The organism is Mesorhizobium sp. M00.F.Ca.ET.216.01.1.1 (assembly GCF_004010325.2).
Classification (GTDB): domain Bacteria; phylum Pseudomonadota; class Alphaproteobacteria; order Rhizobiales; family Rhizobiaceae; genus Mesorhizobium.
This window is the reverse complement of sequence record NZ_SADR02000031.1, coordinates 1-11,451: the sequence shown is the minus strand read 5'-3', so window position 1 is coordinate 11,451 and position 11,451 is coordinate 1. Positions and strand designations below refer to the sequence as shown.

The window sequence follows — 11,451 nt, the reverse complement described above, 5'->3', positions numbered from 1 at the left end:
ATGCTGGTCAAAGTCCATTTTCGCTCTGAAAGCTTGCTGTCTCGAAGCTATTCCGGATTTCGCAGGGCCGGGCATGCTGGGCCGTGCCCGTAGTGCGCATGGTCGAAGATCGCATTACAATCGCCCTGATATGTCGGAACGTCAAAGGGAAGTGGATCGTGACCTTCTTCGTCGTTCCGGCAGGCATAGGAGGTGTCATGAAAGCGATGGTGCTCGAAAGCGTCGGCACGCCTTTGAAGCTGGTCGACGGACCCGATCCCATCCCTGGGGCGGGCGAGATCAGGCTGAAGGTTGAGGCATGCGCGGTCTGCCGGACCGATCTGCATGTCGTGGATGGTGATTTGCTTCATCCAAAACTGCCGCTCGTCCCCGGTCATGAGATTGTCGGCGTCATCGATAAGGTTGGTGAGGGCGTCGCCGGGTCCCGGCTCGGAAGCAGAGTGGGCGTACCTTGGCTCGGGCATACTTGCGGCCACTGCCCCTATTGCGTCGCTGGGAGTGAAAACCTCTGCGATCAACCACAATTCACCGGCTATACACGCGACGGCGGCTTTGCCAGCCATGTCATCGCCGACGAGCATTTTGCCTTCGATCTGGATGCCGATGGCGATCCAATATCGCTGGCGCCGCTGCTTTGTGCCGGTCTCATTGGCTGGCGTTGCCTGAAGAAGGCTGGCGGCGGCAGGCGGCTCGGGATCTATGGCTTCGGCGCTGCCGCGCACATCATCGCGCAGGTGGCGATCTGGCAGGGTCGTGAGATTTTCGCTTTCACGCGGCCGGGCGACAAAGACGCGCAGGATTTTGCGCGTTCGCTCGGCGCGACCTGGGCCGGCGGCTCGAACGAGCGCCCGGCCGAACCGCTCGACGCCGCGATCATCTTCGCGCCTATTGGCGGCCTGGTGCCGACCGCGCTGCGAGCTGTGCGCAAGGGCGGCCGCGTAGTATGCGGCGGAATTCACATGAGCGATATTCCGGCGATGCCTTATGAATTGCTCTGGGAAGAGCGTGAATTGGTATCAGTCGCAAACCTGACACGCCGCGACGCGGAAGAGTTCTTTCCCATTGTGAAGAGCGCGCAGGTTCGCACGCATACAAAGGTCTATCCGCTGGAACAGGCAAACCAGGCGTTGGACGATCTGCGCGCCGGTAGACTGAGTGGTGCCGCCGTTCTGGTGCCGTGAACTGCTCTAGCCGAACTCCCCCAGCCTGCGCATTTGTTCGATCCACTTCGTCCGTGTCGCGTCGCCGAGGAGCCATAGCGGGTAAAGAACGGAGGGCATGCCCATGGTCACGACCACGCGAGCAGATCTGCCGCGAAGCAGTGTCGTGGTGAAGCCGCCACGCTTGTCCGGTAGGCGAAGCCGTTCCCGGTCGCATGACCTGCTCCAGATCCTTCGGCGGTACCTTTAGGCTGTCAGGAAATGCGCCGTGTTTGAACTCTTGCATCGCCCGCAGAATCAGCAAATCGAGCGTCGCGAGGTTGACCCGGCAGAAGGGTAAAACGTTGCCAGCGGTGAGTAGCGTAACGCCCGTAAGTGGGCTATTTTGATATAGATCAATGGCACAACATGCGGGATCGCTAACATAGCCAGGCAATGAAAGGGGTGTGTCATGGAAATTACAACGCACGACTTCATGACTGTGCTGCACGGAATGGGGTTTGGAGCCCTGTTCATGCTGGCGTTCTCCGGCGCACTGGTCGAACTGTATCGAATTTCCGCGCCCGGGGCGCCGTCGGCGATGAGCGCGGGAGGCCAAACACTGCTTGGTCTTTACCTCGTGGCGATGGTGATACTTGCGTGGCTCACTGTGTTCTCTGGCACCTACGTCATCTATCCTTGGTATCGAGCCGTTCCGGCAGAAGGCGTGACCGATCTCGCGGACTATCCGCGGCGATTGCTCCTGTCGAGCGGGAAGACATCCGAGTGGCATAACATCGGCATGGAGTGGAAAGAGCATGCAGGCTGGCTGGCGCCGATCGCCATAACCATGGTGGCCTACGTCACCATGAAATACGGACGAGCAATCATTCAACACCGAAACATGCGCATCTCCGTACTGGCCTTCGCCGTGGCTGCCTTTGTCGCCACGGGAATCGCCGGAGCGTTCGGTGCATTCCTGAACAAATACGCTCCGATTCGGGGTGGCGATGTGATCATTCTGATGCAGGGGGAAGCGCCATGAACACGTTGCGAAATACAGTCGAGTTTGGAAAGACGCCTGAGACGATCCCGAATGGCCCCGGAGCTGCGGCCATTCTAGCTGCGGGCATCGGTTGTGCTGCCATCGGCGTTCTAGCCTTCGCGTCCGAGCTGTCGCCCGGACTGCATGATCTATTGAATTTCTACAATCCTGTCGGCCCGCTCTCCGGCAAGACGACCGTAGCGATCATCGTTTGGCTGGTTGCTTGGTACGGGCTGTCACGGATTTGGCGAAGGGAAACGGTGAACATGCGCACCGTCAATATCGCAGCACTCGTCTTGCTCGGGATAGGATTCCTGCTAACCTTCCCGCCGTTCTGGTACCTTTTCGTCTAAGCTAAGAGGTTCGGTCCGGCGAATCCATTACTGAGATCGCGCGGCGTGTGCGAAGCGGGCGAGTGGTGAGCGGAATCCACATGAGCGATATTCCGGCTACGCCTTACCGATTGCTGTGGGAGTGCGCAGAATTGGTGTCGGTTGCAAACCTGACACGTCGCGACGCGGAAGAGTTCTTTCCCATTGTGAAGAGCGCGCAGGTTCGCACGCATACAAAGGTCTATCCGCTGGAACAGGCAAACCAGGCGTTGGACGATCTGCGCGCCGGAAGACTGAGTGGTGCCGCCGTCCTTGTGCCGTGAACTGCTTTAGCCGAACTCCCCCAGCCTGCGCATTTGTTCGATCCACTTCGCCCGTGTCGAGTCGCTGGCGCCCGCGACCATGCCGAACAAGGTCTCGCGCACCGGACGGATGCCGACAAAATGGAGGATGCTTCGACGCATGCCGGCGATGCCGTGGCCGAGGAACCAAAGCCGGTAAAGAATGGAAGGCATGCCCATCGTCACTACGATACGAGCGGAGCGGCCGCGAAGCAGTGTCCTGGTAAAGCCGCCGACCTTGTCCGGGTAAGCAAAGGCCGTTCCCGGCCGCATAACCTGTTCCAGAAGCGCCTTGAGCAGGGCCGGCATGGTTCCGAGCCAAAGCGGAAAGACAAAGACGATATGCTCCGCCCAGACGATCGCTTCGGCGGCCTCCTTCAAGCTGCCGGGCACCGCGCCGTGTTCAAACTCCTGCATCGTCCGCAGCATCGGAAAATCGAGCGTCGCGAGATCGACCCGACGGACGACATGCCCCGCCTGTTCCGCGCCCTCGGCATAGGCTTGCGCCAGACCGCTACAGAGCCGATCCGGAGATGGATCAGGATGGCCGACCACAATCAGAGTGCGTCGCGGCATGGTTTGCCCCAGAGGCGCCTTGTCTTGAGCTAAGGCCGTTCGACCCTTGCCACTTGATAGGTGTGCATGGCGCCGTTGCGTTCGATCGAGACATACTCACCGGTTACGAAGCGCTCGTCACCGAGATGAAAGCCGATCTCGTCGTCGCGGTCGCCTTCGGCATAGTCGAAATACCATTGTCCGCCGGACTTGCGCCGCAGACGGCCGATCAGATCCTCTTCACCGGTGCGAAAATGGCGAACGCGGCAGGAAGCCCGGTGAGATTTCCACTCGTTGGCGTCGATCCGGCCGTCGCTGCCCAGCGGGGCGAGCACGTCATAGCCCTCCTCGCGGTCGCCGTCCGGATGGGCCTTCTCACGGGCAAGCAGCAGCCTAACGTGGCGGAATTTCGGGCTGAGGTGCTTCACATTGGTCATGGCGAACTCCTTTGACCGAGTTTTGTAATGCGACGAGCAGGCTCGGCCTTGATCCGCATCAAGGGAGGCTTAGGAGTCTTGGCGCTGTCAGAAGTTCGGTGGCAGCAACATGGCGCCGAAGCCGGCAGCCGCCGCAACCAGGGTTATGCCGGCCAGCGGCAGCCAGAACCTGACCGGGCCGGCAAATACGGCCAGAGACAGCCGACCGATGGCGTTTGCCGCCAGTGCTGCGAGCACCGCCTGGCCCACTGTCTCGACAGCGACCGAATGCTTGACCAGGCGCAGCGCGCTGAGCACCGAGACATCAACATCGAACGTGCCCGCAAGCATCGAACTCGCCAGCAAGCCGCCTCCACCGAATTGAGCAGCCAATGCGGCGCTCGCGGTGGCGACAACCGCAAAGAGCAGCGCAAAGAGCAGCAGCGGAACCAATTCGAATGGGTTACGTGCCGGTCCGCCACTTTTGTGATCCCCGCTGGCGCGGACTAAAAAGAATGCTCCGCAGAATGCGAAGGCGAGCGCCGCTGCAATCGCTGGGATGCCCGCCACGACGAATACGCTTGGCTCGACGATCAGCACCACGGTGCAGACGCGCAGGACCGAAACCATAGCCGCCAGCGAAGCCGCGCCGACGAGCGGCAGCGGACTGTTTGCGGACACGGCGCTACGAGCAAGCGCCATCGTCACGGCGGTGGACGAGACGACCGCGCCCGCGAGCGAACTGACGAGCAGACCGCGCGTATCTCCCAGGACGCGAACGGCGACATAGCCCGCGAACGATATCGACGCCATCAGCACCGTAAGGAACCAGACCTCCCACGGATTGAAACCGCCCCACGGGTCCAATGTCCGGTTTGGCAACAAGGGCAGGACGATCGCGGTCATCACTGCCAGGATCAGCGCCGAGCGAAGTTCGATCCAGGTCAGCCGCTTCAAGAGACCGTGCAGGATCTCGCGACTGGCAAGGATTGCCGCTAGTGCCGCCCCTCCGGCAGCAGCGGCCCGGTAGTCGCCGGCGACCGAAAGCCCGCCGAGCGCGAACACACCAAGGCCTGCTATTACTGTCGTGACGCTGAAATCCTCGTCGTGGGCGGCCTCGCGCGCCTTGTACCAAGCGAAAATTGCCGCAAAGGCGAGGAACCCGCCGACCAGCACGGACACTGCACCGAGCGCGGTGGCCAGTGCCGCGAGGATGCCGCCAAGCAGGCCGGATATGCCAAACGTGCGAATTCCGGCCGTCCGGCTGCGATCTGGCGCATCGCGCTCCCGCCAACCGCGCTCCAATCCGACGAGAAGGCCTATTGCCAGTGCCAGTCCGAGTCGGGCGATGAGCGGATCCATTTTTGACGGCTTCAGGCGGTGGCCATCGGCAGATGGTCGCGAACCCACCTGACGATCTGACCGGCCGTCATGGCGCCGGAGGTGCGCGCAAGTTCGCGCCCGCCATCGAAGAGGATCATAGTCGGGATGCCGCGAATGCCGAGCCTGGCTGAAACGGCCTGCTCGTTGTCGGAATTGAGCTTGATGAGCCGAACATGCGGCTCCAGTTCGTTCGCTGCCGCTTCGTAGGCCGGCGCCATCATCTTGCAGGGGCCGCACCATGGCGCCCAGATATCGACGACAACAGGTAGGCTGCTTCGCGTGATCTGGCGATCGAAGGTCTCTGCATCGACATCTTCCGGGTGACCCGAAAACAGCTTGATGCCGCACTTTCCGCATTTTGCATCCTTGGCATTGCGCGCTGGCGGCAGGCGATTGACCCCGCCGCACTTGCCGCAAACCACCAGATTTTCCTGCGCCATGGCCATTCACCTTTGCTGTTGTCAACTATGCGCGCCCGAGACGCGCATCGCCAAGAGTGCGTAGCGCGTTGAGGATCACCACTATGTCGATACCTTCCTGAAGCAATGCTCCCGCCACGGGCGTGATCTGTCCCATGGTCGAGGACTGCTTGAAATTGGCATTTCGCGAGCGCCGGCGATCGCCTCGACTTCTGGCAACAGCTAATTGCGATCGCCGGGAGAGGCTTTGATCCAACGCAATGAACGCGCAAGATCGCCCGCCGATTATCGCCACGAACGGGAGACCAAGCAGTGACGATCCGAAATCTCGAACATGCAGTCAGCCCGAAGTCGGTTGCCGTCTTCGGCGCATCCGTGCGTGACGGCTCGGTTGGCCGTGTCGTCTTTGACAACATCGTCAATGGCGGGTTCGAGGGCGAGATATGGCCGGTCAACCCGAAATATTCGGGACTGGCTGGTCGACACTGCTATGCGAAGGCTGCCGACCTGCCAGGCGTTCCCGACCTCGGCGTCATCGTGACGCCGCCGGAGACGGTTCCCGGCGTCGTGCGTGACCTCAGTGAAAAGGGCACGCGCGCAGCGGTCGTCATCACCGCCGGACTGACGCACGAGAATGGCCTGCGCCAGGCGATGCTCGACGCTGCGAAGCCTACTCTTTTCCGGATCATCGGGCCGAATACGCTCGGGCTGATAATCCCACCTGTGAAGCTGAACGCAGGATTCGCGCATATGGCAGCCAGGCCCGGCAACATCGCGCTGCTGTCGCAATCCGGCGCCATTGCCACATCGTTGATCGACTGGGCCGCGGACAACAATGTCGGCTTCTCGCAGATCGTTTCCCTGGGCGACATGGCGGATGTCGATGTCGCCGACTGCCTCGACATGCTGGCGGGCGATGCGCGGACACGCGCAATCGTGATGTATCTCGAAACCATTCCCAATCCGCGCAAGTTCATGTCGGCCGCACGTGCTGCGGCGCGCATAAAGCCGGTGATCGCGATCAAGTCGGGCCGCCACGAGCAGGCGGCGAAAGCAGCGGCGACCCACACCGGCGCGCTGTCGGGCGCCGACCGAGTGGTAGAGGCTGCTCTTCAGCGAGCGGGTATTTTGCGCGTCAAGGGTCTTGCCGAATTGTTCGACGCCGCTGAAACGACCGCTCGCTTCGCACCGCTCGATCGAGCCCGTGTCGGCATCGTCACCAATGGCGGCGGCGCCGGTGTGCTGGCTGTGGACCAGCTCATGGACTGCAAGGGGGAACTGGCGGCCCTTTCGCCGGCGACGGTCGTCCGCCTGAATACCACACTGCCGCCCACCTGGTCGCACGCCAACCCGGTGGACATCATTGGGGATGCTCCGCCTGAACGCTACAAGGCGGCCGTTGAGGCCGTCGCAGCCGATCCGGGAACCGACGTCGTCCTGGTGATGAACTGCCCAACGGGGCTGGGCTCGCCGCTTGCTGTGGCAAAGGCGGTGGCCGAACTCACCAGTGAGGGCAAGATCGGCGGCAAACCCATGCTGACCTGCTGGCTTGGGGAACACACGGCGCGCGACGGGCGGCGCATCCTTCAGGACGCCGGCATCGCCAGCTTCGAAACACCTGCGGATGCAGCGACCGCCGTTTCTTACCTCAGCGACTGGTCCAGAGCCCAGCGGTCGCTGATGCGAACACCGTCGAGCCGTAGCGAGGATACCACCAGCGACCGCGCAGCCGTGCTTGCCATACTGAGGCAGGTCGCGAAGGAAGGTCGACGAATGCTGATGGAGCCGGAAGCCAAGGCGGCGATCTCCGCCTATGGCATTGCGGTACCCCAAACTATTGTCGCCAAATCCGCCGTCGAGGCAGAGCAGGCGGCAGGCCGGCTTTTGAAGACTTCCGAACGGGTCGTCGTCAAACTGCTGTCGAGGACGATCTCGCACAAGTCCGACATCGGCGGCGTAGAGCTCAACCTCGCAACCGCCGCGGCGGCCGGCAAGGCGGCCAGAGCAATCGAGGCGCGCGTAGGCAAGCACGCGCCGGCAGCCACCATCGAAGGCTATGCTGTCCAGCCAATGGTGGCGCGCAAACAGGCGCAGGAAGTCATCCTCGGCGTCAGTCGTGATCCGATCTTCGGTCCGGTAATCCTGTTTGGCGCCGGCGGGGTCGCGGTGGAGGTGATGGACGATACGGCGATGGCGTTGCCGCCGCTCGACGATGTGCTTGCCGGTGACCTGATCGAACACACCCGGATCGGCCGCCTGCTTGCCGGATTCCGCGATCGCAAGCCGGCGAACCGTGGGGCAATCGTCGCTGCGCTCAATGGGTTGTCGCAGATGATCGTTGACTTTCCGTGCCTCGTCTCCATCGACATCAACCCGTTGCTGGCCGACGCCGATGGCGTGGTCGCACTCGATGCCCGCATCGAGATCGAACCGGAACGCGTCGAGGAGCCGGGGCCGAACCCCGCACTCGCGATCAGGCCTTACCCGTCGGGCTGGGACAGGAAGTTCTCGGCCAACGGCGCCCGTTTTCACATCCGGCCGATCAAGCCGGCTGACATTGCGCTTTATCCGGAATTCCTCGCTCGGATTTCGCCGGACGATCTGCGCCTGCGTTTCCTTTCTCCACGCAAGAACTTCTCGGACCAAATGCTGAAACGGCTCACACAGCTCGACTATGACCGGGACATGGCTTTCGTCGCGTTGGATCAGAGCACAGGCGCGCTGGCAGGCGTGAGCCGGCTTTCCTGCGATCCGGACCACACCACCGCCGAATATGCTTTGCTGGTGCGCACGGACCTGCAGGGCCATGGCCTCGGCTGGGAACTGCTCAGGCAGATCGTCGACTATGCCAAGGCAGATCGGATCAGCCGGATCGAGGGGATAATGCTCACCGAAAACATCAGGATGCTGGCGATGTGCCGTGAATTCGGGTTTTCGATTGCGCATCATCCGAGCCAGGCTGGCCTGTCGCTGGCGAGGCTGGACCTCGGGTGGAGCCGATAGCCGGCTGTCAGGATGCTGTCTTGAGGGGGCCGCCTGCTGATGCGGCGGCTTGCGAGAGGTGCATCAACTCGGCGGTGACGTCAGCGGGCTTTCGATCGGCATCGACCTTGCGCCAGTTGGATTGGGAGCCATTTCGCTGCAATTGCCGCGAAAGGATGTCGACAGTGGCGTCGGAGGGGCCACTCTTGCGCTCATTGACCCGCTGCCAAAGAACGAGCGGATCCGCTGTCAGCCAAAATCCGGCAAAAACGACACCCCTGTCACGCGCGGCCTTTTCGATCCGCTCGCGGTCGGCGGGCCTGTCGAACACGGCATCGGCGACCACCGAGCCGCCTTCGGAAAGGATCAGGCCGGCGCGCCATGCCATTTCACGATAGACGCGGTCCGACACCTCCGGCCGATAGGCCCTGTCCGGCAGTCTCGTCTCGGCGGGCACCCCATGCATGGCTTTGCGGATGCGGTCGCTCTCGACAATGCGCCCGCCAGGTGGGGCGCCGACCTGTGCGGCGAGTGCTTCGGCAACGGTCGTCTTGCCGGAACCGCTCAGGCCGCCGATGGCGATCAGGCGAGGAGAGACACTCTTGAGCAGTGTTCGGGCTAGCGCGAAATAGGATCTGGCCTCGGCGATCAGTCCGTCGGAATCGGTGCTTGCTTCCTCGACCTGCGTTGCCGTGACATGGGCGCGCACTGCGGCCCGCACTGCCATGAAAAAGGGCAGCAGGATGAAGCCGTCCTCGTCGTCTGCTTCGTCGAAGTAGCGGTTCATCACCAGATTGGCGAATTCCGGAAAGCCACGATGCCAAAGGTCCATCAGCAGGAAGGACAGATCGTAGAGCACATCAATGCTGGCGATCTGGTCATTGAATTCGATGCAATCGAAGAGGCGTGGCTCGCCGTCGAAAAGGCAGATGTTGCGCAGATGCAGATCGCCGTGACAACGGCGGACCTTGCCCGCCGCCTCCCGCCGGTCGAGCAGCTCGGAATGACGGGCGAGGGCGATGCGGAAGGCCTCTGTGAATCCGTCGATTTCGGCTCTTTCGAAAACATGGCTGGTGGCAAAGCCTGCCTCGTTGATGGCGAGCACGCACGTCAGGTTCGCCGACCCGCTGCCGGTGTGGATCTCAGGTGCGCCGCGATGGTATTGCACGATCATGCGCGCCACCGCTGTCATCAATGCCGGCGTCAGTTCGCCACCGACAGCCATTCGGTCGAGGAGCTGCGACTGGTCGAAGCGAATCATCTCGACCGCCGCATCGACCAGTTCGCCGGTTCCGTCGAAGGCGAGCCTGCCGTCTTCTCGCGTTATGCGCCGCACACCGAGGTAGAGCCCGGGAGCGGTCCTGGAATTGAGCTCGACCTCCTTCTCGCAAGCTGCGAGACGGAGAGCCGGCGTCGAGAAATCGACATAGGGCAGCTTGACCGCCCGCTTCATCTTGAAGGCGCGCTGGCCGACCAGGAAGAGACGCGAAATGTGGGTCTCAATCGCCTCAACCGGGCCGGTCTCGCCATAAGCGGCGGGGTTGAGTAGAAATGCGACCGCAGCCTTCTGGTCTTCAACGATCACTATCGGCCTCCCGTTCGCCTGGGCGATTGAAACCAAAGGCGATAATTCGAATAGCTTTCCGCCATCGGACATTACCGCTGCAGCGTCTGAACATAACCAGCCAGATTGTGGATCCGTTCCGTGGTGACGATTTCTCCGGCGTTGGGGCCGTATTTCTTAGCGTCATCGGGGAGGAATTGGCGGCCCCAGACCGGCATATCGCGCTCGCCATGCGCCGGCACCATGGTGCGGCCGTCGATCACTGCAAAGACGCGCCAGTAAGGGAATTCGCCGCCGTTCTGTCTGGAGAGGTGTGTCAGGTCGGCTGGTCGCTTCACTAGCTCGTCGCCCAAGGGGCCGTCGCCTTTGCCTTCGGGACCATGACAGACCGCGCAAGAATTCAGATATTCCGCCTGTCCATAACTCATTTCCTGCGCCGTTGACGCATTGAGGACCATGGTTACGAAAGCTGCCGCGATCAGGAATTTCATCCGCGTGTCCACCGATTGATGGCCGGAGCCTACAGCGTCGGCGCGCAGGGACGTTGATCCGGATCAATTTGCGGGCAGGGACGGTCGCCTCGAGTTGCTGAAACAGCTTACTCACTTGCTTCGCGGCCAGACACCTGCTCGACGAGAATCCTGAAGAAAACGTGCGGCGTGCTGTCTGACACGGGAGGCATGACCGGCTTGAGGGCGCCGGGTTCCCACCAGTCGACATGTTTGCTCAGCAACGCCCATGCATGATCGCGTTCCACCTTGTGGCCGATCCGGTCCGGCAGCTCTTCGTAGCGGCCGTCGACAACCACGCTCCTCCAGCCCCGCCCCTGGCCGTGTTCGTCGACCTGGACACACACCAGCGGATTGGCCCGCATCCAGTCGATCTTCTTGCCTAGCAAGGAAAAGGCGTAGAGGTGATTGTCAGCGTAGGCGTAGTTGAGGCACACGACGTAGGGTTGCCCGTCCTTCGCGCATGCCAAGTGGCCGATACGATGGGCGGCCAGCAATTTCGTACATTCCAGCGCAGAAAGCGTGCGGATCAGCATCGATGCTATCTCCTATTTTTCGCGACCATCCCGTGTCGTTGTTTCTCTGGCTGCGCCTGAACCTGGGCCAGGGGAACGCTTCTGATTTCGGTGCTGCGGGCGCTGGGCAGCCTCGTCCATCGCAGCGATGACCTCGCCGTCGGAAAGTTGGGGGAAACTTTGATAGTGGTAACCCAGCGCGCGGAACCGTCCCGGCTGGCTAAGGCAAACCACACGGTCGGCTTCCCGAG

At 61.9% G+C, this 11,451-nt stretch carries 11 protein-coding genes and 2 pseudogenes; 5 read left to right on the top strand and 8 right to left on the bottom strand.

Annotation, left to right across the window (positions count from 1 at the left end; all coding sequences use genetic code 11):
• Positions 1–197: 197 nt before the first annotated feature.
• From EN859_RS29830 to EN859_RS29810, 4 genes and pseudogenes are all read left to right on the top strand, one after another.
• On the top strand, positions 198–1,181 hold the full coding sequence (locus EN859_RS29830) for a zinc-dependent alcohol dehydrogenase family protein (protein WP_127856263.1): 984 nt from the start codon (positions 198–200) through the stop codon (positions 1,179–1,181).
• 430 nt (positions 1,182–1,611) lie between these two features.
• Positions 1,612–2,184 carry a hypothetical protein gene (locus EN859_RS29820; RefSeq protein WP_127856264.1) on the top strand — a complete coding sequence of 191 codons (573 nt, stop codon included), beginning with the start codon at positions 1,612–1,614 and terminating at the stop codon, positions 2,182–2,184.
• Positions 2,181–2,537 carry a hypothetical protein gene (locus EN859_RS29815; protein WP_127856265.1) on the top strand — a complete coding sequence of 119 codons (357 nt, stop codon included), beginning with the start codon at positions 2,181–2,183 and terminating at the stop codon, positions 2,535–2,537. Before EN859_RS29820 ends, EN859_RS29815 begins: the two co-directional genes overlap by 4 nt.
• A 41-nt stretch (positions 2,538–2,578) precedes the next feature.
• Positions 2,579–2,839: pseudogene (locus EN859_RS29810) on the top strand (alcohol dehydrogenase); the annotation flags it as partial.
• 6 nt (positions 2,840–2,845) lie between these two features.
• Here EN859_RS29810 and EN859_RS29805 read toward each other — a convergent pair.
• The 4 genes from EN859_RS29805 to trxC form a co-directional block, all read right to left on the bottom strand.
• A complete protein-coding gene (locus EN859_RS29805) occupies positions 2,846–3,433 on the bottom strand; it encodes an NAD(P)H-dependent oxidoreductase (RefSeq protein ID WP_127856266.1) in 588 nt (195 codons plus the stop codon).
• A gap of 29 nt (positions 3,434–3,462) precedes the next feature.
• The gene (locus EN859_RS29800; RefSeq protein ID WP_127856267.1) at positions 3,463–3,849 is read right to left on the bottom strand and encodes a hypothetical protein; all 387 of its coding nucleotides are present in this window, start codon (positions 3,847–3,849) and stop codon (positions 3,463–3,465) included.
• A gap of 87 nt (positions 3,850–3,936) precedes the next feature.
• On the bottom strand, positions 3,937–5,190 hold the full coding sequence (locus tag EN859_RS29795) for an MgtC/SapB family protein (protein ID WP_127856268.1): 1,254 nt from the start codon (positions 5,188–5,190) through the stop codon (positions 3,937–3,939).
• An 11-nt stretch (positions 5,191–5,201) separates the two neighbouring features.
• Entirely contained in the window at positions 5,202–5,651 is a 450-nt protein-coding gene (trxC, locus tag EN859_RS29790) for a thioredoxin TrxC (protein WP_127856269.1), read from the bottom strand.
• Positions 5,652–5,942: 291 nt separating this feature from the next.
• On the opposite strand from trxC, the gene EN859_RS29780 reads away from it, so the two are divergent.
• Positions 5,943–8,633: a bifunctional acetate--CoA ligase family protein/GNAT family N-acetyltransferase gene (locus EN859_RS29780; RefSeq protein WP_127856271.1), complete on the top strand. Its 2,691-nt coding sequence runs from the start codon at positions 5,943–5,945 to the stop codon at positions 8,631–8,633.
• Between the two features lie 7 nt (positions 8,634–8,640).
• Here the strand turns inward: EN859_RS29780 and EN859_RS29775 are convergent, their stop codons facing one another.
• The 4 genes and pseudogenes from EN859_RS29775 to EN859_RS38790 form a co-directional block, all read right to left on the bottom strand.
• A complete protein-coding gene (locus EN859_RS29775) occupies positions 8,641–10,197 on the bottom strand; it encodes a bifunctional aminoglycoside phosphotransferase/ATP-binding protein (protein WP_245525764.1) in 1,557 nt (518 codons plus the stop codon).
• Between the two features lie 71 nt (positions 10,198–10,268).
• Complete coding sequence (locus tag EN859_RS29770; protein WP_127856273.1) at positions 10,269–10,667, bottom strand: c-type cytochrome; 399 nt, start codon at positions 10,665–10,667, stop codon at positions 10,269–10,271.
• A 107-nt stretch (positions 10,668–10,774) separates the two neighbouring features.
• Positions 10,775–11,221 (bottom strand): pyridoxamine 5'-phosphate oxidase family protein, encoded by a 447-nt coding sequence (locus EN859_RS29765; RefSeq protein WP_127856274.1) that lies wholly within the window; start codon positions 11,219–11,221, stop codon positions 10,775–10,777.
• A gap of 12 nt (positions 11,222–11,233) precedes the next feature.
• Positions 11,234–11,451: pseudogene (locus EN859_RS38790) on the bottom strand (hypothetical protein); the annotation flags it as partial.

What these genes read in the sequence shown, in the direction of transcription:
- EN859_RS29815 (WP_127856265.1), top strand. Translation starts at nt 2,181, where the DNA reads ATGAACACGTTGCGAAATACAGTCGAGTTTGGAAAGACGCCTGAGACG.
- EN859_RS29770 (WP_127856273.1), bottom strand. Translation starts at nt 10,667, where the DNA reads ATGAAATTCCTGATCGCGGCAGCTTTCGTAACCATGGTCCTCAATGCG.
- EN859_RS29765 (WP_127856274.1), bottom strand. Translation starts at nt 11,221, where the DNA reads ATGCTGATCCGCACGCTTTCTGCGCTGGAATGTACGAAATTGCTGGCC.
- EN859_RS29830 (WP_127856263.1), top strand. Translation starts at nt 198, where the DNA reads ATGAAAGCGATGGTGCTCGAAAGCGTCGGCACGCCTTTGAAGCTGGTC.
- EN859_RS29800 (WP_127856267.1), bottom strand. Translation starts at nt 3,849, where the DNA reads ATGACCAATGTGAAGCACCTCAGCCCGAAATTCCGCCACGTTAGGCTG.
- EN859_RS29820 (WP_127856264.1), top strand. Translation starts at nt 1,612, where the DNA reads ATGGAAATTACAACGCACGACTTCATGACTGTGCTGCACGGAATGGGG.
- EN859_RS29795 (WP_127856268.1), bottom strand. Translation starts at nt 5,190, where the DNA reads ATGGATCCGCTCATCGCCCGACTCGGACTGGCACTGGCAATAGGCCTT.
- trxC (WP_127856269.1), bottom strand. Translation starts at nt 5,651, where the DNA reads ATGGCGCAGGAAAATCTGGTGGTTTGCGGCAAGTGCGGCGGGGTCAAT.
- EN859_RS29805 (WP_127856266.1), bottom strand. Translation starts at nt 3,433, where the DNA reads ATGCCGCGACGCACTCTGATTGTGGTCGGCCATCCTGATCCATCTCCG.